Below are 23,366 nucleotides of genomic sequence, written 5' to 3'. Positions count from 1 at the left end.
TTATTGTCCTTTATTTTCAAAAACAAAATTTATTAATCTTCTTATTTCTGGATTATCATATATATTTAAATTCTTTTCATAAAAGATATTTTTATAATCCATATCATACTCGACTTCATATATATTCATAAAATGAATTATAGATAAAGCTATTAATAATTCGTCTTCATTTTTTATCTTAGAAATGTAGTAGTTTAATAGATATAATAAATTCCATTTTCTTAAATTATTATTACCATCAAAATCAAAAAATAGTCCTAATCTTTTAGCACAGTTATATATATCTTCTTTTTCAAAAGAAGATTGTATATCAAATACTCTTATAGAGAAGAAATCTTTGATTGCATCTACATATTTGTTTAATATTTCTACTTCATTATTTTGTAATAATAAAGGTAACATTATTTTTATTTTTTGCTTTTTCTCACATTCATATCTATATAAAGTCAAATATTTAGTTCCTTGATTCTCTTCTTCTAAAAATCCTGTAATTATGTATTTTAATTGTGGATTTGTTTCACAAATTCCTTCGTAAAAATCATCTGAATAATCTCTTATTTTTTCTTTTATAGAAATATCATCCTTACTTAAAGTAATTTGGATTTTTACATCAGTTGATCTATATACTTTTTCTAAAAGTAATATAGATAATGAATTAATAAAATCTGCATCGTTTTTAGAAATATTATCTAATAATGATGTAGCAATAGGTATAAACATAACTGTTTTTTTAGAACTTTTATCAACCAATAATTTTTCATCTCTATTTAAAATATAGTAATGTATAGGATGTGATATATTAAAATATTTTACTTCTCCCATATTTTTACCATTAATTAAAGCATCATAACTTGCAGGGTGTTCAGTTCTAAATTTAATTCTTAAATATTCTTCTTCAAATTTTGCAATAGTTCTAATCATACCGATATAGTTTCTTCTATATATGTATAATTCATTTACTAATTTTAAACCATCTTCATACCTTAATAATTCTTTGTAGAATCTCAATACCAATTTTGTAAATTGCATATCTTTATTTTCAACTGAATATCTTGGTAAAATATGATTTTCAAACTCCATATATTGTTTATTTTCAAATAATAAATTAGTTATTTCTGTCATAATTTCCGTTCTAAAATTTGCATGATTTAGTGCTTTAACTATATATTCATTTGCTTTTAGAATATTATTATTTTTATATTCAACTTTTGCAAAATATATTGAAATCTTATGTGCCCCATCTATTTCACAAAGTGTTTGCATATATTTATCTTGAATATCATAACTTTTATTTTTGAATATTTCCTTAAATTCTTTTATTAATAAATCATTATTAGGGAATGAATATAGGCCTTCTAATATCATTTCTACATATTCATAGTCAAGTCCTGTATAAAGTAATGAAAGAGAATGATAATAATACATCATAGGACTCATTTCTCCTTTGTATTCCTCATAAAGTTCTACCACTTCATTATATGCAGATGACTTAAAATATATTTCTGTTAATAACTCTGTAGATCTTTTTGAATTTTCTTCAATCTCTCTAAATTTTAAAGTAGGTTCAAGTAATTCTTCATAAACTTGATAATTTATCCCATCTAATAATAAATTATACAACATTTCTGTGTTATTAATATTTTGATCAATTTTTGGAATTAAAAACTTTTTTATCCAGTCTTCTTTTATTACAACTACTTCTTGACCTTTTTCTTCATCATAAACTTTTATTTTTTCTTTTTCAACTACTACTTCTTGTTCTTCTTTTTTATTAAACAAATTCCAGAACATAATTCCCTCCTACTTTATTATTTGGTCTATTATTCCTCCACCTAAACATTTTTCACCATCATATAAAACTACTATTTGTCCTAGTGTTACAGCTCTTTGTTTTTCATCAAAAATTACTTTATATTTATCTTCTCCTACTTTATCTATAATAGCAGATACATCATTTTGTCTATATCTAAATTTTACTGTACATCTATATGGAAGTTCTATTTGATTTATAAAGTTAAAGTTATTAGCAATTAATCCCTTAGAATAAAGTAAGTTATCATCACCTTGTGCAACAACTAATTCATTTTTTTCAACATTTTTATCTACAACAAAATATGGTTCTCCAGTACCTTCCTTTGTATTTCCAAGTCCAATACCTTTTCTTTGACCTATAGTATAGTACATTAAACCATGATGTCTCCCTAATACTTTACCATTAATATCTACTATATCTCCATCTTGTGCTGGTAAGTATTTTGATAGAAATTCATTAAAGTTTCTTTCACCAATAAAACAAATACCTGTACTATCCTTTTTCTTAGCTGTTTTCAAATTATATTTTTCTGCAATCTCACGTATTTTTGGTTTTTCATATTCACCAATAGGAAATAAAACTTTTTCTAATTGTTTTTGTGATAAGCCACATAAAAAATAACTTTGATCCTTATTATTATCTATTCCTCTTAATAAAACTTTTTCACCTTTTTCATTAGTTGTTAATCTAGCATAATGTCCTGTTGCAATATAGTCTGCTCCAAGTTTATTAGCATAATCTAAAAAAGCTTTAAATTTTATCTCTTTATTACACATAACATCAGGATTAGGTGTTCTTGCTAATCTATATTCTGATAAAAAGTATTCAAATACTCTATCCCAATATTCTTTTACAAAGTTTACAGAATAATATGGAATTTCAAGTTGTTCTGCAACTGCTATAACATCTTCATAATCTATATCAGCCATACAAACTCCATTTTCATCCTTTTCTTCCCAATTTTTCATAAAGACACCTATTACTTCATATCCTGCCTCTTTAAGTAATATAGCAGCAACAGAAGAATCAACCCCACCAGACATTCCTAGTACTACCTTTTTTTTCATATTTATTCCTACTTTCAAAATTTTTACATTATTTATATTATACAATATTTTTTAGCTTTAATGCAACAAATACAATCAGTAAAACTAACTTTAAAAATATATTTTTTTATGTTATTATTATATATATATACAATATGGAGGTAAAATTTTATGGGAAACGAAGAAATGATATATGAATTATTAAATAAAATGAATATTAAATACAAAACTTTGGAACATGAAGCAATATCTTCTGTAAAGGATCATTTATTTGAATTAGAAGGTCAACAAGTAAAAAATCTTCTACTAAAAGCAAAAAAAACAAACAATATCTATTTAGTATTAATACATGATGAAAAATCACTTAACTTATCTGATTTAGCAGAAAAATTAGAAGAAAAAAGACTATCATTTGCTAGTAGTGATACAATGTTAGAACTAACAGGTTGTGAACCAGGAGTACTTACACCTTTTGGTCTTTTATTTGATAAAGAACATAAAATAAATTTAATAGTTGATACAGCTGTTGATATCAACACTACTATAGGAGCTCATCCTTTCATAAATACTAAAACATTAAATATACAATTTAAAGATTTTGAAAAATTCTTTAAACATACTGGACATAAAATTAATTTTATTGAATTATAGTAAAAAGCCTAGATAATCTCTAGGCTTTTTAATTAAGAAAAAACCTAGCTTTTGCTAGGTTTATATACTTATTTTCTAATTTCTTTAATTCTTGCTGCTTTACCGCTTAATCCTCTTAAGTAGTATAATTTAGCTCTTCTTACTTTACCTATCTTCTTAACTTCGATTTTATCGATTAATGGAGAGTTAATTGGTATAATTCTTTCTACTCCAATTCCTGAAGACACCTTTCTTACTGTAAAGCTTTTTTGAATACTTCCTCCAGTTATTCTTATTACTACACCTTCGAAAACCTGTATTCTAGTTTTGTTTCCTTCTTTTACTGTGTAGTGTACTGCAACTGTATCTCCAGCTTTAAACTCTGGTAAATCAGCTTTTAAGTATTCTTTTTCTACTAACTCTATTAATTTCTCTTTCAAGAAATCCACATCCTTCCTTCTACAACATTCGTATTTTCTCCACATATATATTTATGCTTCACTAAAAACAGCGGAATATTGGCTTAATTTACTAATAGATAATATCATATTTTCAAAAATATTTCAAGTATTTTTTTAAATTGGTGGAATATAGAATTTAACATAAAAGGCTTCTGTTTTAAATGTATTAATTATAGCATTTTTATCAACCTTTAATATTGCCTTTACTATATCATTTACTTCATAAACAGAAACTACTGTATAACATACCGATATATCTTCTCTTAGATAAGCTCCTTCACCCAATATTTTAGTCATTCCATGTCTATATTTACTAATATACATTTTTGATACTTCATCAGCTTTTTTAGTGAAAATTTGCAGAGTAATTCTTCTATACCTATTATAAAAAGTATCTATTACTTTTGTAGTTACAAATTGAAATACTATAGAATAACCTGCTCCATCCCAAGTAAACATATATCCAAAAATTAATATTATAGACATATTAAAAATAAATATATATATCCAAATTGATTTATTAATCTTATTAGAAATATAGAGTGCAATAAAATCTGTTCCTCCAGTTGAACCACCTACTTTTAAAGCAAGAACCATTTGAAGTCCATGTACTACAGCACCTATAGTAAGATTCAATAATATGTTTGTAAATAAAGGATCAAACTTAAATGTCTTTAAAAAAATTGATGTCATTACTATATGTAACAATGAAAGAAAAACAAATTTTTTGCTTATTTCCTTAGCACACAATAGTGCAACTGGAAAATTTAAAATTAAAAGTAAAGTTCCTACCGATAACTTTATACCTAATTCTGACATAATCATATTTATCAATATTGATAAACCAGTAAATCCACCTGTTAATAATTTAGAATGTACAATAAATACCTGTATTGTATATGATTGTACTAATGCTGAAAATATTATTAACATTGTAGGTATTATATATGACTTATATTTTTGAAACATAATTTTCTCCTAAAATACTTATATTTCTTCTATTACTCCTTTATTTTTCCAATATGTAGCTATATACACAAAAGGTGTATCTAATGCTGATGTAATTATTTTCAAGAAGTAAGTTGAAAATGTAATTGTTAAAATTAAAGATATAGGAAACACACCATAAAATGCTACAAAATTAAAAATAAGATTGTCTAATATTTGACTTAATAATGTACTTAAATTATTTCTTATCCATATATTACTAAAATCTGGGAATATTTTTCTAATAATTTGATATAAATTTATATCAACATTAGATGAAATAACATATGCTAATAATGAAGCAATCATAAGTCTTATAAATGGTGTAAATATTGCTTCTAAGTGAACTTGTTGTACATCATTTGCTGATGGTGTTAAAGTTAAAGCAATATTCATTACAACTGTAGTGAATATCATTGTTAAAAACCCAATTCCAACCACTTTTGATGCGGCTTTTTTACCATAATTCTCTGATAAAATATCAGAAATAAGGAAAATAGAACTATAGGCAATATTCCCTAAAGTTGTTTCTATACCAAAAAGATAAACTAATTTATTTACCTGTACATTTGCTAATATTATAGATATAGGTGCAAAAATCATTAATCCAACTTTCCCCCATCTTCTATAAGCAAATAAAATAACAGAATAATTAATTAATACATAAAGAAGCCAGATGACTTCGTTATAACCAAAAATACTTAACATAATTCCTCCTAATTTTTTTTGTTCAACGCTGCCACCTATGAACTAATTTTATTATTATATTAATCAACTATTACTATAACATGTTCTTCTGGATATGTAAACCCATTTTTTTGAATTTTATTTTTACCATTTACCCATCTATATAGATATTCAATTACATCATCTTCATTTCTTACACATTTATGTGATAAAGGTATAGTACCTAATTTTGCTGCTGTAGCTCTTTTTCTTGCTTCTCTATTTTCTTTTGGTTCAAAAGTTGATGGTATACCATGTAAATATCCACCACCAGAAAATCTTATAGCAAATCTTGCATCACCAATAACTATTGGTCTTTCACCTATTTTTTCTCCTTTAGAATTTAATATAGGTTCTTTTTGAAAATCAGAAGCATATGCCATTACTGGCTTAGTATATGCAACTAAAAAATCTCCATATGGTGTTACAAACCCAGCACCTTTTGTAATACCAGTAGTTACATAACCTACAGTATTTACATTAAATCCACTACTACTTCTTTCTAAAGTAACTTGTGTTTGACTATCTCTATCAATATATATGAATCTATTTACTTTTTTATTAATATTTGATTTTTTGAATCTCTTCACATCACTTTTTAAAATAGCATAAGTTATATCCCCGTAAGAAGCTGTTTTAATATAAACATATTTATCATCTTGACCTTCAAGAGTAACTAAAGTTCTATCAGGTAAATTGATATATTCTTTATTATTATTGTAATAAGCTTTAATACTTTGATTAGCAGCATTACCGTATTTATCTTTTTTACCACTTGATTCTGTATTCAATGATACATAACTATCCAAATAATATATTTCTTTATTTCTTAATTTAGAATTAGCTATAAAATCATTAAGTTTATTAGCTTTTTCAGCCGCTTTTTGCCAGTTAAAACCTCTTACTAATGCATTAGAAATAAATATATATGCTTTTTGATTTTTATACATTACTTCTAACCATTCTTTACCATCATTTCCTTTTACTATACCTAAAAGTGGTAATTTAGTTCCAGTTTTTAAACTACTTAAAACCTTAGAACCTTTAGTTGTAGGTTTATTTCTAATATTAGTAGTGACTTTCACATAAGCAAATTTATTTAAACTTTCATCAAAATATTTATCAAATTTAAGATTTAAAGTTATATTTTTTTCATTACTCTCAAATTTTTCTACATAATTCTTTTCTTCTACAACTTCTTCTTTACTATCCTCTTCTTTTTTTTCAACTACCTCTTCAACAATTTCTTTTTCTGTTTCTTCTTTCTTTTCTTCTGTTTTTATTGCTACATTTTCTTCTTTTATATCTATATTTTCTTCTTTAGCATAGTTAATATTATACATTCCCAATAGCAATAAAAGCATTAAATATTTCTTCATTTTTCCTCCTAAATATCTACAGAAACTATTTTAGATTCTCCTATTTCTTTATTCATAGTTACACCATATAATCTATCTGAACCTTTCATAGTTTCTTTATTATGTGTAATTAAAATAAATTGTGACTTATCTATAAATCTTCTTAATAACTCTATTATTTTCTTTGTATTAGCTTCATCTAAAGCTGCCTCTATTTCATCAAAGAAAGTAAACGGTGAAGGTTTAAACATAAATATTGCCATTATAAACGAAACAGCTAACATTGATTTCTCTCCTCCTGAAAGTAACATTAATGTTTGTTCAGGTTTATTCTTATATTTTACACTTAGTTCTAAACCAGTATTTAATATATTATCAGGATCTGTTAACTTTATATCTGCCTTTGCACCATAAAAAATTTCATTACACATATATTTAAAATTATTTTTTATTTCATTTAAAGCATAGGTAAATTTAGTTATCATATCATTTTCAATATTTGAAATAAGATTTTTTATTGAATTTGAACTATTTTCTAAATCTTGTTTCTGATTAACTAATACCATATATCTTTCATTTTCAAAATTATATTCATCTATAGATGCTAAATTTACACTACCAATATTTTCTTTTTTATTCTCTAACCTAGTTATATTTGATTTTACCTGACTAACTCTATCTTCTTCAAGTTTGTTATAGTTAAAATCATTAAGTATACTTTCTTTACTTTCATGTAATTCTTCCATCTTTTCATTTAAGTTTTCTAACTCATTTGAATTTCTACCAATATTTTCAGATAATTTTTCAACTATATTAATCATTTTTATAGTTTCTTTTTCTAATTCACTAATCTTGTTAAAATGATCAACTTCGTTTTTCTCTATAGACTTTAACATAACTTCATTATTTTTTATACTTTCATTTAAGATATCTCTATCCTTAGTAATATTTTCTATTCTAACATTTTTTTCTAAAATATTTACATTAAAATTACTAAACAATTCATCTTTATTATGTTCAAAGATATCTATTTCATTTAAATCTTTTCTGATTTTATTATACATTAGTTTTAATTCATCTTTTGTTTTATTTTTATTATTTAATTTTTCGTTAATTACTGCAAATTCAACTAACATATTATGTAATTTAGTTTGATGTCTATCAACATCTTCTATTTCACCTAATTTAAATTCTAAACTTTCTCTTTCACTATATATTTCTTCAATAATATTAATAGATTGATCAATTTCTTGAATGTTTTTATCAATTTTATTTGTATTTTCAATAATAATTAAGTTGCTATCTTTAATTTCATAATCTATAGTATCTATTTTTCTTTCTAAACTAGAAATTTCATTGTTTTTCATATCTATTAAATATTTAATATCGTTATATTCTAACTTATATTTATTAACTTTTTCATTTTCATTGCTTAACTTTTCTTCAAAATCTTCAATTTTTTCTAAGATATTTTTGTATTTATCGTCAATTTCTTTTTTCTTTTTATCCAATAACTCCATATCTCTTTTTATAGTTCTTAATTCATCTTTTTTACTTAACGTTAAATCTACTTTATTTTTTTTGTATCCGCCAGATATTCTACCTCTTGCAGTAACAAGATCTCCATCTAAAGTAATTACTCTGTCACTAAATCCATTTTTTATTAATTTATTCGCTATGTCTATATCTTCAACTATTAAAGCATTTGAAAATATGAAATCTAAAACTTTATCATATTCAGAGTTTTTTATTTTCACAACATTTCTTGCAAAATCAATTACACCATCACCTTCTGGTAATTTAGTGATTTTTGAAAAAGTCTTGATATTATCTAAAGGTAAAAAAGATATTGTTCCTATCTTTTTATTTTTCAATTCAGTTATATATTTTTTACTTTCACTTGCTCTTTTAATTACTATATCATTTAGACTAAAACCTACTAATACCGAAATAGCTGTAAGATACTTTTCTGGTATATCCAAAAGATTTGATACTGTATTAATAACATTATTATCATCCTTAAAATTATCTAGAATAAACTTACTTGAAGCATTTAAAAATACATTATCATCTAAAGTTTTTTGTATAGATTCGAATTTAGATAATTTAGATTCTTTTTCAAATATTATTTTTTGACTTTCATTATTTAGAATTTTTCTTTCTTTATCTAAAATAGAAATCTCTTCTGTATATTTTTTTTGTTTATCTATAATACTTTTATTAGACTTTTCATGATTACTCTCTCTATTCTTTAAGGCATCAAATTCCAATTTAACCTTTTTTAAATTAAGTAAGATGTTATTTTTTTCTTCTTCCAATTTAATTTTATTATTTTCAGTCAATTTATTTTTTCTATCTAAATCTTCGTTTTCTCCTCTTAATCTATATCTTTTCATTTCAATTTCGTTTATAGTTTTTTCATGAATTGATAATTTTTCTTCTATTTCATTACGTAATTTCGTTAAATATTCTATTTTTTCTTTTAAATTATCTATAGAATCTTTTTTCTTAATATAGTCCTTATTTAAATGATTAATTTCTTTATTTTCTACCTTTATTTTATCATCATAAATCTTCTCATCACTTAACAATTTATCTTTTATTAATAACTTCTCAGCAAGTTTTACTTCATAATTTGATTTTTCTAATAATATTGAGTTTAACTCTTCTTTTAAAACATCTAATTCATTAAATATTAATGTTAATTTATTTTTTTCTACTTCAATAAGATGTATCATCTCATTTTTCTTTATTGAAGTCTCCTTTAATTTTTCATTTTCTTTTTCAAGATTTTCTTGAATATTTTCAATTTTTTTACTATTTGCTTCTTTTTCTAATATAAGTAAATTTTGTTCTACTTCAATTTTGTTAATATTAAATTCATAAAGCATATATTTATTGACATTAATTTGATGGACTAAACTATTATATAGCCCTGCTTTTTCAGATTCTTCTTTTAATCTTTTTACTCTTTGTTCTAATTCTCTTTCTACATAAGTAATTTTTTCTAATTCAACCTGTACATTTGATAATTTTTTTAAAGCATCATCTTTTTCTAACTTAGCTCTTTTAGTTCCAGCTGCTTCTTCAAGTATTTCTCTTATTTCTTTTGGATTAGAACCAATTATTCTTTCTACTCTACCTTGTCCTATAATAGAATAAGCTTGTTTACCAATACCTGTATCCATGAAAAGATTATGAATATCTTTTAATCTTGATTTTTTATTATTAATTAAATATTCACCTTCACCATTTCTATAGATTCTTCTAGTTATCTTTACATCATCAGCTTCATAGTCTAAATATCTATCTTCATTATCTATTAATAAGCTTACTTCTGCACTATTTGCATGTTTTTTATTTTTTCCACCAGAAAAAATTACATCACTACTCATAGAAGCACGTATGTTTTTATAGCTTTGTTCTCCCAATACCCATAGTATTGCATCTAATATATTACTTTTACCACTCCCATTAGGGCCAACAATAGATGTAATTCCTTGAGTAAAATCTATTACTGTCTTAGTTGAAAAAGACTTAAATCCATTTATTTCTAACGCCTTTAAATACATTTTTTATCCTCTTAATCTTTAAATTTTATAACTAATTCATCTATACCTAATTCTAATTTAACTATTTCTATACCAGCATTATTAAGCATTCTTCTTGATGCTATACTACTGTCTTTATCCTTATGTTTATCAGAATAAAACACTACTTTAGATATTCCTGTTTGAATAATACTTTTTGCACATTCATTACAAGGAAAATGTGTCACATAAATTGTTGAACCTTTAAGATCTCTATTGCTATTTAGTATTGCATTTAATTCAGCATGTACTACATATGCATATTTAGTATTTAAAAAATCACCTTCTTTACCCCAAGGTATTTCATCATCACTAGATCCCATAGGAAATCCATTATATCCTATTCCTACAATTTTACTGTCTTTTACTATACAAGCACCAACTTGAGTAACAGGATCCTTACTTCTATTAGCTGATAAAAAAGCAATTCCCATAAAATATTCATCCCAAGATAAATAATTTTCTCTTTTCATAATACCTCCTATTCAACTTTACTTTCAACACATCCATCAAGAAACATAGTTTCAATTTTACTTCCTTTAGAAAGATCTATACTTCTCTTTACTACTTTACCTTTATATGTAGTTATAGTATAGCCTTTCTTAAGTATATCTTCATTAGAATGCTTTGACGTAATTAATCTTAAATTCTCTAATTCATTCTTTTTCTTTTCAATTTTAATATTCATATTTTTAATTAAATTTACTTTTTCATTATTTATCATGTTCTTTAACATCTCAATTTTTGTATAGACATTATTTATATTAATTTTCAATTTAATATTATCAAAATTATTCTTAACCTTTTCAAACTTATATTCTAATTTTTGTATCAATTTATCTTCTAAATCAGATAAAATAATTCTTTTTTCACTTATTCTTTCATCAAATTTTCTAATTATATATGAATTTTTAATACTTAATATTTCATTTTTCAATACTTTATATTTATTCTCTAAACTTTTATTTATCTTATATTCAAACGTTTTTAAAGTATTTTCTTCATCTTCTAATTTCTTTATTATTTTTTCTGCTGCCTGCGTAGGTGTTGAAGCTCTTAAATCTGCAACATAATCTGATAAAAGTGTATCTGTTTCATGTCCTACTGCAGATACTACAAATATTTTTGAATTATATATAGCCTCAACCACTTCTTTTTCGTTAAAAGACCATAAATCTTCAATAGATCCACCACCACGACCTACAATTATTGCATCTAAATTATATATTTCTTGATTATCATTGAAATAATTTAAAGCATTAGAGATTTCTTCTTTTGAACCTTCACCCTGCACCTTTACCGGATAAAGAAATATATCTACATATTTATCTCTATTATGTGTAGTATTTATTATATCTTGAATAGCAGCTCCAGTTTGTGAAGTTATTACACCTAATCTCTTAACTATTCTTGGTATAGGTTTTTTTTTGTTTTCGTCAAAATATCCCATTTCATAGTATTTTAATTTAAGTTTTTCTAATTCTTGATGTAATTTACCTAACAAATCTAATCTTTGTAATTTAGTTACTTTAAAAGTAACAGAACCACCAGGTTTATAGAAACTAACAGTTCCCTTAACCTGTATTTTTTCACCATCTTTTAAATCTCTTATAATACCCTTGTCTTTATATCTGAAAACTGCACATTTTATTTGTGCATTTTTATCCTTTAATGTAAAATAAAGATGTCCTGTATTTTGATAAGTGATATTTGAAATTTCTCCTTCAATTTCATATGCATCTAAAAATAACTGGTTAAATGTTCTTTCTAAGATTTCTCCTATTTCCGATACTGTTAATACTTTATTCATTAATACTCCTAAATATTATTATATTTTTCTTCATCATAACCTATTATTACATTATCTCTAAATAATAATATAGGTCTTTTTACTAACATGCCATTAGTTGATAACAGTTCTAACTTTTCTTCTAAAGTCATAGTGTTTAATCTATCCTTTAAATTTAACTCTTTATACATATTCCCACTAGTATTGAACATTTTTTTTATATCCAATCCTGATTTTTCATATATTTCTTTTAATTCTTCCATGCTTAATTTTTCTTCAACTATATGTCTCTTTTCAAAAACAAGTTTTTTAGATTCTAAATGTTTTTGTGCTTTTTGACATGTACTACATTTTGGATAACATATTAACTTCAATTACATTACCTCCATCAACATTTTTTTCAATTCATTTAATCTATTACGTTTTTCTATAGCATATTCATACTGGAAGTTTTCAGCTAACTTTTTCATTTCTGTTTCTACTTTTTTTATTTCTTTCTCTAAATCTTTAACTGATTTAAATTCAATTTTATTTATTACCTTATCTTCATTTTCATCACTATATTCTAATAAAGATTCTGTAATATGTGCTTTTACATTTTTTGGAATGATATTATTGTCATCATTATATTTTAATTGTACTTCACGTCTTCTATTTACCTCATCTATCGCCTCTTTCATAGATTTAGTAATCTTATCAGCATATAGTATTACATGACCATTTACATTTCTTGCAGCTCTTCCCATAGTTTGAATTAAAGATCTTCTCGATCTTAAAAATCCTTCTTTATCTGCTTCAAGGATAGCTACTAAAGAAACCTCTGGTAAATCCAATCCTTCTCTTAATAAATTAATACCAACTAAAACATCAAATTCTCCGTTTCTTAATCCTTTTACAATTTCAACCCTATCTATAGTTGAAATCTCAGAATGCATATATTTAACTTTTATTCCATAACTTAAATAATATTCTGTTAACTCTTCAGCCATCTTTTTAGTTAAAGTTGTAACTAAAATTCTTTCACCCTTTGATACTCTTTCATTTATATCATCCATAAGATTATCTACTTGGTTTTTTGTTGGTCTAATTTCTATACTAGGTTCAACTATACCCGTAGGTCTAACAAGTAATTCAATAATTTCACCGTTAGATTCATTAATTTCATAATCGCTAGGTGTTGCAGAAACATAAACTACCTGTTCTACTTTATTGAAAAATTCTTCATGCCTTAGAGGTCTATTATCCAAAGCACTTGGTAATCTAAATCCATGATTAACTAACATTTCTTTTCTACTTCTATCACCATTAGACATACCACCTATTTGTGGAACCATTATATGTGATTCATCTAAAAATACTACTGGTGGCTCAGGGAAATAGTCTAATAATGTGTAAGGAGCTTCTCCAACTTTCTTTCCAGTTAAATATCTTGAATAATTCTCCATACCCTTACAATATCCTATTTCTCTTATCATTTCTAAATCATATTCAGTTCTTTGCTTAATTCTTTGTGCTTCTACAAGTTGTAATCTATCTTCAAAATACTTAATTCTTTCATTCATTTCTTCTCTAATATTTTGCACCAATGTATTAGTATCTACTTCAGATAAATAATGAGTCGCAGGCATTAAATTAAGTCTTTTAATATCTCTAACTTTTTTATATGTTAAAGTATTAAGTTCTGAAATTTTCTCTAGTTCATCATCAAAGAACTCAAATCTATATACTGTATCTTGATATATAGGGTAAACATCAATAACATCACCCTTAACCCTAAACTTGGCTCTTTCAAGTATCATATCATTTCTTTCATATCTTAATGAGAGTAATGATTTTATCAATTCTTTTCTTTCTATACCATTTAAATCTACATCTATGTATATACTTCTATCAGAATAAGAATTAGGAGAACCTAGACCATAAATTGCTGAAACAGATGCAATAACAATTACATCTTTTCTATTTAATAAGGCTGCAGTTGCCGCATGTGTTAATTTGTCAATTTCTTCATTTATTGCTGAATCTTTTTCAATATATGTATCAGTAGACTGTATGTATGCTTCAGGCTGATAGTAATCATAATATGAAACAAAATATTCTACTGCGTTTTCAGGAAAAAATTGTTTATATTCATTATATAACTGTGCTGCCAAAATTTTATTTGGTGCCATTATTAATGCAGGTTTATTAAGTTCATTAATAATATTTGCTATAGTAAATGTTTTTCCACTCCCTGTAACACCTAATATTATTTGATCACTTATACCATTTTTTATATTTTCAACTACCTGTTTTATAGCTTTAGGCTGATCTCCTGTAGGCTTATATTCTGAATGTAATTTAAATTCCATTTTTTACTTCCTTATTTTAAATTATCCTCTATTTGCTTTAATATATTAGATGGATTTTCTAATAATGTTCCGTATCTAAAGAATATAGAACCATTTACAGCATCAAAATTTTCGTTGAATTTTAATTGTTTTTCTACTTCATTTGGATCTTTCCATGGATTATTTTCTAAATATTTATAAATACCATGTCCAACATATAAAGGAGTATTAGTTTCTTTTGATTTTTCTGCCCACCATTTAACTAATTCTTCATAGTCTGCTTTTTCAAAACCAATATTCCAATATATTTGAGGTGCTATATAGTCAACCCATCCTTCTTTCATCCATTTTAAACTATCAGCATAAAGTGAATCATAACTTTGTAATCCTTTTGTTTTAGATCCTCTCATATCATTATCTATATTTCTCCATATACCAAATGGACTTACTCCAAATGATAAATTTGGTTTTATTTTATGTACTGAAACAGATAAATTCTTAATCATATTATTAACATTATCACGTCTCCATTCTCCTCTAGTATTATATCCTTTACCATAAGTATCAAATTCTTTTTGATCTACATTATCTCCCATTTTTGCAGTTGCTGATGGATATGGATAAAAATAGTCATCTAAATGTAATCCATCAATGTCATATTTTTCAACTATCTCTTCGATTGCATTAGAAACATAATTAACCACTTCAGGATTTCCAGGATTCATATAGTATTTTCCTTCATATTCAAATATCCATTCTGGTTTTCTTTTAACAATACTTTTATCTGAAAGTTGTGTTAAATCTGTAGTCATAGATGCTCTATATGGATTTATCCATGCATGTAATTCAATTCCTCTTTTGTGAGCAGAGTTAACAGCATATTCAAGTGGATCATATCCAGGATATTTATTTTGAACTCCAGTTAAATATATAGACCAAGGTTCAAATTCAGATTCATATAGTGCATCTGCAGATGGTCTTACATGGAAAAAAACTGCATTCAATCCCCATTTTTTAATATTATCCATCATTTCATCAATTTCTCTTTTTTGATCTTCTGCAGAAGTAGTTTTAGGGAAGTCTAAATTAATTACTGACGCTGCCCAAACTCCCTTTAGATTTTTATTTATTTTTCTATTTTCTCTGTTAAATATTACTGTACTTAATTTTTCACTATTTAGGATTTCCTCATTAGTAGTTTTAGATGTTATTTTAATTTCTTCTTCTACATTTTTCTTTTCACCTAATTCATATTTAGGTTGATAATCTTTATATATATCTACCTTCTCTACTACTGAAGAACAAGAAATTAAAAAGCTTACAAAAGCTATACCCATTAATAATTTTTTCATTTTTACCTCCATTATTTTATTACTACACCTACACCATCACCAAAAGGCAATAACGTAAAATTATATTTTTCATTTAAATTATTTATAAAGTGTTTAAGATTTTTTACCAAAGTCTTATATCTTTTTGGTGCTTCATTTTCAGCTACATATCCTCTAAACATTAAATTATCTATGAATATTATTCCACCATTTTTTAATAACTTAAATGAATAATCAAAGAATAACTCATATTTACTTTTAGATGCATCTATAAAAATAAAATCAAATTCCTTGTTTAAATTTGGTAAAATATTTAATGCATCATCATTAATACTTTCAATATATTTAGTTAGATTGAAGTTTACAAAATTTTTATTAGCTTCTATATATCTTTCCTCATCAATTTCTATTGTAGTTAACTTTCCATTATTTTCTTTAGAAATTTCAGCTAAAAAAATACTAGAAAACCCAGTTGCAGTTCCAATTTCTAATATATTCTTTGCATTAATATTTTTTGCTAAAAAAAGCATATATTTTAATACTTCTCTTGTAATAATTGGTATATTATTTTCAAGAGCAATTTTTTCTAAATTTTTCTTTTTCTCATCAAGTTTAAACAATTCTCTAGCATAAATACTAGAATTTTCAAAATTTTGTATCATAAAATCCCTTTCACACTTTTCATAAATTATACCATAAAACACTGAAAAAATCTATTTTTTATGCTATCTCCATATATTTAATAATTTTTTGGTATATTCATTTTTACTTTCTTTTAAAATATTACCTCTTTCTACTATTTTCCCTTTTTGTAATACTATTATATCTTCCGTTAAATTTTTCAATAATTCAATATTGTGTGTAATAAATATTATTGTTTTACCGAATTCTTTATTAATACCTTTAATGATATCTATTATTTGTAATTGTAGATGTATATCAAGTGAAGAAATTGCTTCATCGAAAACAAATATATCTGGATTATATATTATAGCTCTTGCTATAACTAACCTTTGTTTTTCACCACCAGATAAAAGCATGGAATTCATATTTAAATTAATTTCATTAAGTGAAACAAATTTTAGTATTTCATGAATCTTTTCCATATCTATACTGCATTTTTTAATTCTATATACTTCTTCTAAAACTTCTAAAACTGAAAATTTAGGATTAATAGATGTTGTATATTCTTGATATATCATTGAACTTTTTCCACTTATTTCTACTTCACCTTTAGTTGGTAAAATTAATCCAGATATTATTTTTCCTATGGTACTCTTACCACTTCCACTTTCACCTATTATAGCTACTATACTATTCTTTTTTATTTCTAAATCTATACCTTTTAATGCATATTTAGACTCAAATTTCTTATATACATTAGAAAACTTAATAATTTTCATTTAAAAACACCCTATTCATTGCATTTATATATTCTATGTCATTATATTTTTTTAATTCTTCAATATTATCAACTTGTAAAATTTTTCCTTTATTTAAAAGTAAAATTCTATTACTTAATTTTTTTACTGCATAAATATTATGAGTTATCAACAGCACAGAAATATTTAAACTCGTTATTAACTTTAATATTTCATATTCATTTATATTATCTAGTCCAGTTGTTATTTCATCACATATTAATAACTTAGGTTCCATCATCAAACATATAGCTATTACAACTCTTTGTTTTTGACCACCACTTAATTCAAAAGGGTATTTTTCTAATATACTTTCTTCTAAATTTAAATATTTAAAAATATTTTTAGCTTTTTCTATAGCTAAATTTCTTTTCATTTTTTTATGATATATTACAGCTTCTATTAATTGATTTTTTATTTTTAATACTGGATTTAAACTTAAAGAAAAATCTTGAAATATATACCCTATTTCATTTTTATCTATATTATTTAATTTTATTTCGCCATTAATTATTAATTTTGAAATACCTTTAATGGTTTTTGCTATTTGACTTTTACCACTACCTGAACTACCAATAAGAGATAATACCTCTCCACTATTAATATAGAAACTAATATTATCTACTATATTTTTTTCTAAACTTTTTATAATTAAATTATTAATCTCTACTATTTTCATAAATACCTCCAAAAATTAGAGTAATAATTATCAATACAAAACTTGCAAGAAGAAATTGTTTAGGTTGAACTAAAAATCTAGAAAAACCACTAGAAATTAAATTACCTAAAGATGGTGTTGGAAGTTTAATTCCTATACCCATAAATGATAGATAACTTTCAGTAAAGATTATACCTGGTATCATTAAAGTTATTCTAACAAATATTATAGGTAAAATATTAGGGATAATATGTCTTTTTAATAAATAAAAAGTATCTGCCCCCATACTTTTTGCAACTTCTACATAATTTAAAATCTTTATTTTTTTTACTTCATTCCTTACTAATATACTAAGTCTGATAGTTCTAGTTAAACTAATTGCAATAACAAGTAGTATGAAACTATTTCCAAAAATTAATAGTATGAATATTATAATAATAATACTAGGTATAGATAATATTAATTCAATTAACATCATAAATAATTTATCAATTTTACCACCATAATAACCCATAACGCTACCTATTAAAAGAGAAAAAAACAAACAGGTTATACATACAATTATAGTAATAAGCAAAGATATTAATATACCTTCTGATAATCTTGCTAGAATATCTCTGCCTAAGAAATCTGTACCTAATATATGTCCATTTTGAAATATAGACATGTCTATTTCATTTAGATTTTGATTACTATAATTAAATGGATTAAATATTTTTTCTAATAAAATTAACAATAAAATTACTATTAAAAATATTATAAAAGTCTTATTATTCTTCATCTTCTATCACCTTCAACCTTTTATCAAGTAAAAGAACTAAAATATCCATAATACTAAATATAATTACTAAAATAATAGTATAAAAAATTGTTAGTCCCATTATCATAGGATAATCTCTTTCTATTATTGAAGTTGTAAAATATCTACCTAATCCTGGTATACCAAATAAGGTTTCAACTATGAATGATCCTGTAATCAAAGAAACAAAGTAAGGCATCAAACTAGTAATTAATGATGGAAAAATATTTTTTAAAATATGTTTTCTTATTACATAATTAATACTAAATCCTTTACTCATAGCAAATTCTACATATTCATTTTTAAATTCTTCCTTTATTTTTTTTCTAAGTAATTTAAAAATTATTGGTAAATAATAAAGTACTAAAGTTAATACTGGTAATATTTTTTCTCCCTTACCATAATAACCAATAATACTTATTTTTGAAAAACCTAATAATTCTTTATGTATATATACTGCATAAAATTGTAATAATCCAACAACAACAAAACTGGGAATAGCTACTAAAATACTAGAAAAAAGTAAGAATAACCTATCTATTTTTTCAAAGTTAATTGATAGCATAGCTAATAATAAAGCAATAACTGATGAAATCAATATTACTCTTAATCCTAAATCTAGAGATGTAGGAAAATTTTTTTTAATTACATCTACTACTTTTATATTTTCATATTTTATAGACTTGCCAAAATCTCCTTTAACTACGTTTTTAATATATTTTACATACTGCTCTGTTATAGGTTTATCTAAATTGTATGTTTTTATAATTTGTTCTTTAACACTTTCATCTAATTCCTCATCTATAAAATTATTAGGTAGAGCATGTATCATAAAAAAAGTTAAAGTAATTACTGAAATTATAACTACTAAAGATCTTAATAATTTCGAAAAAATTTTTTTTAACATCTAACCTCTTTTCTAAAAAAAAACTATCTCTTTAAAAGAGATAGCCAAACTAATTCTATTTATCTATTTTAGATCTATTATTTAGAAACTACGTTTGTTGCTTGTGGTCCTTTTTCTCCATCTTCTACGTCGAATTCTACTTCTTCACCTTCATTAACAGTTTTGAACCCACTTTTGTTTATTTTTGAGAAATGTAAGAAATAATCTTTTCCATCTTCACCAGAAATAAATCCAAATCCTTTTTTCTCGTTAAACCATTTAACTTTACCTAACAAAATACTTCCTCCTATTCCTATTGGCATTACACCAAGTTATAATAGATTATACCTCGAATTCATAAAAAGTCAATAGTCATTATCATACTAATTAAAATTTCTTTCAATTTTTATTTCATAATCTAAAAATTTTATATAGTAACATTTAAGGTACATTCTTGAATTTACATTATTTTTACCATATTTCCTATCTCCAATAATAGGATATCCTAAATCTGACAAATGTACTCTAATTTGATGTTTTCTGCCAGTAATTAAGTCTATATCTAATAATGCCTTACCATCAAATATATCTATTACCTTGAAGAAAGTTTTAGCAAATTGCCCTTCATTTGAAACTATTACTTTATTTTCTAATACTTTAATAAATTTGTTAGACATAAATTCATCATTTAATTTCAGTTCTTTTTGTTTTACCACAGCAATATATCTCTTTATTATATTCTTATTTTTTATTTCATCATTTATTTTTCTTAATATCTTTAAATTTTTACAACCTATAACTAAACCTTCTGTTTCAAGATCCAATCTATTTGCAAAATTTACATTATTACTATTATAATATATTTTTGCCATTTCAGATAAACCATACTTATGTTTATCTCCCTTATGCATAGGTATGTTGTTAGGCTTATTTACTATAAATATATTTTCATCTTCAAAAACTATATTATTCTTCAGTAAATCTGTTTTCATATTTTCATCTTTAACTTTTTTGCCCATATTAATCTTTGCTTCATCAGGGAAATTTATTTCATCATTTAAGATAAGCCTATAATTTTCTTTACTTTTTCTTCCATTAACCTTGATAAAACCTTTTCTAATTAAAGAAAAAATTACCGAAAGACTTTCTTCTTTTGAATATTTTCTAATAAATTTATCCAACCTCATATTAGCATGTTCATTATCAACTATATATTTATTTATCATCATCATCACCATTATGTATTTTAATACTTTGTATTAAACCTATCATAATAAATGAAGATAAAAATGAAGACCCTCCATAGCTCATTAATAATAAAGGTTTACCTGTAACTGGAACTATACCTAGTGTCATACCAACATTTATTATTACATGTGCTAAAAATACTCCAGAAATTCCATATAATATTATTCTTCCATAATCATCAATTATTTTTCTTGAAATATTTATAATAGTGTAAATAAGTAAAAAATATAGTGATAATACAAATGTAGAACCAATAAACCCAACTTCTTCACCTATAACTGAAAATATGAAGTCTGTTTGTGGTTCTGGTAAAAATTTAAGTCTACTTTGACTTCCTTCTAAATACCCCTTACCAGTTATACCTCCAGAACCTATTGATATTTTAGATTGAGCAACATGCCAACCCTTATTTTTTAAATCTTTTTCAGGATTCAAAAAAACTTCTATTCTCGTTTTTTGGTAATCTTTTAAAACAAACATATATGTAGGAATACTTAAAATTCCAACCATCATAAATATTACTAAAATTGGTTTTATATTTGCATTAGATAGATATAGCATACATAAAAATGAAAAACATAAAATTAATGTAGTCCCTAAGTCTGGTTGTAATAATAGTAATCCTAAAATTGGTATACCTGGTATAAAAGCTAAAACAATAGCTTTAAAAGAATTTATTCCGTTTGAAAACTTTTTTACAAACCAGAAAGAATAAATCATTATCAATAAAATTTTTACAAATTCAGATGGTTGTATTTGTGTAATCCCTATATTTATCCACCTTCTAGCACCCAACTTAACAACTCCAAAAAAACGTGTATAAATCAATATCAACAATGAAAATACATATATTGGTTTCATTATCTTCTTAGTAAATCTATAATCAATAAATACAGACATAAAAAGAATTATAGTTCCTACTGCAATCCACAATAAATTATTTTTGACATAATACATAGATCTTGTAGCACTATAAACAAAAGATGTACTAATGAAAACAAGCAAATAAACAATTAGAAGTAATCTTTTATCTAATCTTCCAATTTTACTTTTTAATTTAGTTAAATTTCTTTTATTTACCATCTATATCTCCTATTACACACGTACTAAAATCTTTTAATAATGATTTAGCTTTTTCATTTATATCTTTTACAGTAATTGAAAGTAATATTTTTTCTACTTCTTTATCTGTATATATATCACCAAATTTTCTATACATATTTATATACTTACCTACTATTTTACTATTTTCTTTAGAACTTGCACGAGAAGAAAGTATAGAATTTTTTACTTTTTCTAATTCTCTTTCTGTAACTCCATTTTTTATTAAATCATCTATTACATTATATGTAACATCTATAGCTTCTTTATACTTATTAGTAGATGTACCTATATATATAGCAAAAGTTTTTAAATCTTGATATTCAAGATTAATAGTATTTACTAAATATGCAAGACCTCTTTTTTCTCTAACTTCTTGAAATAATCTAGAGCTAAATCCATCTCCCATTATACATTCTAAACAAAATTCTATATAATAATCTTTAATTGTTTTTTTATAACTAGTATTTTTAGTTAGTAAATATATGTTGACCTGATTAATTACTTTTTGATCTATATAATCAATTTTTATTAAATCATTTTTTTCAAAATCTAATATAGTTTTATTAGGTAATAATCTTGAAAAATATTCTTTAATTTGATTTTCTAATAATAATTCATCAAAATTTCCCGAAACAGAAATTATCATATTATCTCTAGTATAGTTTCTTCTATAGTAATCAATTAACATATCACGATTAATTATACCTACACTTTCTTCTGTTCCTATAACATTATATTTAACATTACCTTTAAATAAATTTTCTTGCATTTGTTCATAAACAACTGACCATATATCATCTTTAGACATCTTTATTTCTTCAAAGATAATTTCTTTTTCTTTTTTTATTTGATCTTCAGGGAAAATTGGATCCGTTATCATATCAAAAAATATTTCGGAAGTAATTTTTTGCTTATTAGATAAAGAAGTAAAGTAGTAACAAGTTATTTCTTTAGAAGTATAAGCATTGTACTTAGCTCCATAAAAATCCATTTCTTCTGATATCTCAAAATTATTTCTTTTATTTGTTCCTGTAAACATCATATGCTCTAACATATGAGAAATACCTTTTTCATTTTCTTTTTCCTCCATAGAACCTGTATTAAAGCATATAGATAATGTAAATGAAGCATCATCTTCAATTTTATTAATTATTGTTTTTATACCCAAAATATCTACTATTTTCACCAT

22 protein-coding genes are annotated in these 23,366 nt (G+C 24.2%); 1 reads left to right on the top strand and 21 read right to left on the bottom strand.

What is annotated here, in order from left to right:
- Together AYC60_RS03265 and mnmA are read right to left on the bottom strand one after the other, a co-directional pair.
- On the bottom strand, positions 1-1,791 hold the full coding sequence (locus AYC60_RS03265) for a hypothetical protein (RefSeq protein ID WP_067321255.1): 1,791 nt from the start codon (positions 1,789-1,791) through the stop codon (positions 1-3).
- Between the two features lie 9 nt (positions 1,792-1,800).
- Positions 1,801-2,880: a tRNA 2-thiouridine(34) synthase MnmA gene (mnmA, locus tag AYC60_RS03260; protein WP_067321253.1), complete on the bottom strand. Its 1,080-nt coding sequence runs from the start codon at positions 2,878-2,880 to the stop codon at positions 1,801-1,803.
- A gap of 150 nt (positions 2,881-3,030) precedes the next feature.
- Between mnmA and AYC60_RS03255 the strand changes: the two genes are divergently transcribed.
- Entirely contained in the window at positions 3,031-3,510 is a 480-nt protein-coding gene (locus AYC60_RS03255; RefSeq protein WP_067321250.1) for a YbaK/EbsC family protein, read from the top strand.
- A 68-nt stretch (positions 3,511-3,578) separates the two neighbouring features.
- On the opposite strand, the gene rplS is transcribed toward AYC60_RS03255, so the two are convergent.
- The 19 genes from rplS to AYC60_RS03160 all read right to left on the bottom strand — a co-directional run bounded on the left by rplS (position 3,579) and on the right by AYC60_RS03160 (position 23,366).
- Entirely contained in the window at positions 3,579-3,929 is a 351-nt protein-coding gene (rplS, locus tag AYC60_RS03250) for a 50S ribosomal protein L19 (protein WP_067321249.1), read from the bottom strand.
- Between the two features lie 135 nt (positions 3,930-4,064).
- Positions 4,065-4,919: a YitT family protein gene (locus tag AYC60_RS03245; protein ID WP_067321246.1), complete on the bottom strand. Its 855-nt coding sequence runs from the start codon at positions 4,917-4,919 to the stop codon at positions 4,065-4,067.
- Positions 4,920-4,937: 18 nt separating this feature from the next.
- Positions 4,938-5,645 carry a queuosine precursor transporter gene (locus tag AYC60_RS03240; RefSeq protein ID WP_067321243.1) on the bottom strand — a complete coding sequence of 236 codons (708 nt, stop codon included), beginning with the start codon at positions 5,643-5,645 and terminating at the stop codon, positions 4,938-4,940.
- A gap of 59 nt (positions 5,646-5,704) precedes the next feature.
- Positions 5,705-7,042: a L,D-transpeptidase family protein gene (locus tag AYC60_RS03235; RefSeq protein WP_067321241.1), complete on the bottom strand. Its 1,338-nt coding sequence runs from the start codon at positions 7,040-7,042 to the stop codon at positions 5,705-5,707.
- 8 nt (positions 7,043-7,050) lie between these two features.
- Complete coding sequence (gene smc / locus AYC60_RS03230; RefSeq protein ID WP_067321238.1) at positions 7,051-10,593, bottom strand: chromosome segregation protein SMC; 3,543 nt, start codon at positions 10,591-10,593, stop codon at positions 7,051-7,053.
- Between the two features lie 11 nt (positions 10,594-10,604).
- Positions 10,605-11,084, bottom strand: a complete 480-nt coding sequence (locus AYC60_RS03225) for a deoxycytidylate deaminase (protein WP_067321236.1) — start codon at positions 11,082-11,084, stop codon at positions 10,605-10,607.
- Positions 11,085-11,092: 8 nt separating this feature from the next.
- Positions 11,093-12,421: an exodeoxyribonuclease VII large subunit gene (xseA, locus tag AYC60_RS03220; protein ID WP_067321233.1), complete on the bottom strand. Its 1,329-nt coding sequence runs from the start codon at positions 12,419-12,421 to the stop codon at positions 11,093-11,095.
- 8 nt (positions 12,422-12,429) lie between these two features.
- Positions 12,430-12,774: a Spx/MgsR family RNA polymerase-binding regulatory protein gene (locus AYC60_RS03215; RefSeq protein WP_067321230.1), complete on the bottom strand. Its 345-nt coding sequence runs from the start codon at positions 12,772-12,774 to the stop codon at positions 12,430-12,432.
- Positions 12,775-14,751: an excinuclease ABC subunit UvrB gene (uvrB, locus tag AYC60_RS03210; RefSeq protein WP_067321227.1), complete on the bottom strand. Its 1,977-nt coding sequence runs from the start codon at positions 14,749-14,751 to the stop codon at positions 12,775-12,777.
- A gap of 11 nt (positions 14,752-14,762) precedes the next feature.
- A complete protein-coding gene (locus AYC60_RS03205) occupies positions 14,763-16,082 on the bottom strand; it encodes a glycoside hydrolase family 10 protein (protein ID WP_067321225.1) in 1,320 nt (439 codons plus the stop codon).
- An 11-nt stretch (positions 16,083-16,093) separates the two neighbouring features.
- The gene (locus AYC60_RS03200; protein ID WP_067321336.1) at positions 16,094-16,723 is read right to left on the bottom strand and encodes an O-methyltransferase; all 630 of its coding nucleotides are present in this window, start codon (positions 16,721-16,723) and stop codon (positions 16,094-16,096) included.
- 63 nt (positions 16,724-16,786) lie between these two features.
- The gene (locus tag AYC60_RS03195) at positions 16,787-17,464 is read right to left on the bottom strand and encodes an ABC transporter ATP-binding protein (RefSeq protein ID WP_067321222.1); all 678 of its coding nucleotides are present in this window, start codon (positions 17,462-17,464) and stop codon (positions 16,787-16,789) included.
- Positions 17,451-18,161 (bottom strand): ATP-binding cassette domain-containing protein, encoded by a 711-nt coding sequence (locus tag AYC60_RS03190; RefSeq protein ID WP_067321219.1) that lies wholly within the window; start codon positions 18,159-18,161, stop codon positions 17,451-17,453. Before AYC60_RS03190 ends, AYC60_RS03195 begins: the two co-directional genes overlap by 14 nt.
- Positions 18,142-18,921 carry an ABC transporter permease gene (locus tag AYC60_RS03185; RefSeq protein WP_067321218.1) on the bottom strand — a complete coding sequence of 260 codons (780 nt, stop codon included), beginning with the start codon at positions 18,919-18,921 and terminating at the stop codon, positions 18,142-18,144. The genes AYC60_RS03190 and AYC60_RS03185 overlap by 20 nt, the downstream gene beginning before the upstream one ends.
- A complete protein-coding gene (locus tag AYC60_RS03180; protein ID WP_067321215.1) occupies positions 18,911-19,846 on the bottom strand; it encodes an ABC transporter permease in 936 nt (311 codons plus the stop codon). The genes AYC60_RS03185 and AYC60_RS03180 overlap by 11 nt, the downstream gene beginning before the upstream one ends.
- Positions 19,847-19,923: 77 nt before the next feature.
- Positions 19,924-20,121, bottom strand: coding sequence for a cold-shock protein (locus AYC60_RS03175; protein WP_067321212.1), 198 nt, complete (start codon positions 20,119-20,121; stop codon positions 19,924-19,926).
- A gap of 87 nt (positions 20,122-20,208) precedes the next feature.
- Entirely contained in the window at positions 20,209-21,051 is an 843-nt protein-coding gene (locus tag AYC60_RS03170) for a pseudouridine synthase (RefSeq protein WP_231724619.1), read from the bottom strand.
- Positions 21,041-22,156 (bottom strand): rod shape-determining protein RodA, encoded by a 1,116-nt coding sequence (rodA, locus tag AYC60_RS03165; RefSeq protein WP_067321206.1) that lies wholly within the window; start codon positions 22,154-22,156, stop codon positions 21,041-21,043. The genes AYC60_RS03170 and rodA overlap by 11 nt, the downstream gene beginning before the upstream one ends.
- Complete coding sequence (locus tag AYC60_RS03160) at positions 22,146-23,366, bottom strand: M16 family metallopeptidase (RefSeq protein ID WP_067321204.1); 1,221 nt, start codon at positions 23,364-23,366, stop codon at positions 22,146-22,148. Before AYC60_RS03160 ends, rodA begins: the two co-directional genes overlap by 11 nt.

It is taken from the genome of Streptobacillus felis (assembly GCF_001559775.1).
Classification (GTDB): domain Bacteria; phylum Fusobacteriota; class Fusobacteriia; order Fusobacteriales; family Leptotrichiaceae; genus Streptobacillus; species Streptobacillus felis.
Note: the sequence above shows the minus strand (reverse complement) of the source record. Positions and strands in the feature narration are given on the sequence as shown.

Coding starts and splice junctions, on each gene's coding strand:
- uvrB (WP_067321227.1), bottom strand. CDS start 14,751: ATGGAATTTAAATTACATTCAGAATATAAGCCTACAGGAGATCAGCCT.
- smc (WP_067321238.1), bottom strand. CDS start 10,593: ATGTATTTAAAGGCGTTAGAAATAAATGGATTTAAGTCTTTTTCAACT.
- xseA (WP_067321233.1), bottom strand. CDS start 12,421: ATGAATAAAGTATTAACAGTATCGGAAATAGGAGAAATCTTAGAAAGA.
- mnmA (WP_067321253.1), bottom strand. CDS start 2,880: ATGAAAAAAAAGGTAGTACTAGGAATGTCTGGTGGGGTTGATTCTTCT.
- AYC60_RS03240 (WP_067321243.1), bottom strand. CDS start 5,645: ATGTTAAGTATTTTTGGTTATAACGAAGTCATCTGGCTTCTTTATGTA.
- AYC60_RS03225 (WP_067321236.1), bottom strand. CDS start 11,084: ATGAAAAGAGAAAATTATTTATCTTGGGATGAATATTTTATGGGAATT.
- AYC60_RS03235 (WP_067321241.1), bottom strand. CDS start 7,042: ATGAAGAAATATTTAATGCTTTTATTGCTATTGGGAATGTATAATATT.
- AYC60_RS03180 (WP_067321215.1), bottom strand. CDS start 19,846: ATGTTAAAAAAAATTTTTTCGAAATTATTAAGATCTTTAGTAGTTATA.
- AYC60_RS03245 (WP_067321246.1), bottom strand. CDS start 4,919: ATGTTTCAAAAATATAAGTCATATATAATACCTACAATGTTAATAATA.
- rodA (WP_067321206.1), bottom strand. CDS start 22,156: ATGGTAAATAAAAGAAATTTAACTAAATTAAAAAGTAAAATTGGAAGA.
- AYC60_RS03265 (WP_067321255.1), bottom strand. CDS start 1,791: ATGTTCTGGAATTTGTTTAATAAAAAAGAAGAACAAGAAGTAGTAGTT.
- AYC60_RS03170 (WP_231724619.1), bottom strand. CDS start 21,051: ATGATAAATAAATATATAGTTGATAATGAACATGCTAATATGAGGTTG.
- AYC60_RS03185 (WP_067321218.1), bottom strand. CDS start 18,921: ATGAAGAATAATAAGACTTTTATAATATTTTTAATAGTAATTTTATTG.
- AYC60_RS03205 (WP_067321225.1), bottom strand. CDS start 16,082: ATGAAAAAATTATTAATGGGTATAGCTTTTGTAAGCTTTTTAATTTCT.
- AYC60_RS03200 (WP_067321336.1), bottom strand. CDS start 16,723: ATGATACAAAATTTTGAAAATTCTAGTATTTATGCTAGAGAATTGTTT.
- AYC60_RS03255 (WP_067321250.1), top strand. CDS start 3,031: ATGGGAAACGAAGAAATGATATATGAATTATTAAATAAAATGAATATT.
- AYC60_RS03160 (WP_067321204.1), bottom strand. CDS start 23,366: ATGGTGAAAATAGTAGATATTTTGGGTATAAAAACAATAATTAATAAA.
- AYC60_RS03195 (WP_067321222.1), bottom strand. CDS start 17,464: ATGAAAATTATTAAGTTTTCTAATGTATATAAGAAATTTGAGTCTAAA.
- AYC60_RS03190 (WP_067321219.1), bottom strand. CDS start 18,161: ATGAAAATAGTAGAGATTAATAATTTAATTATAAAAAGTTTAGAAAAA.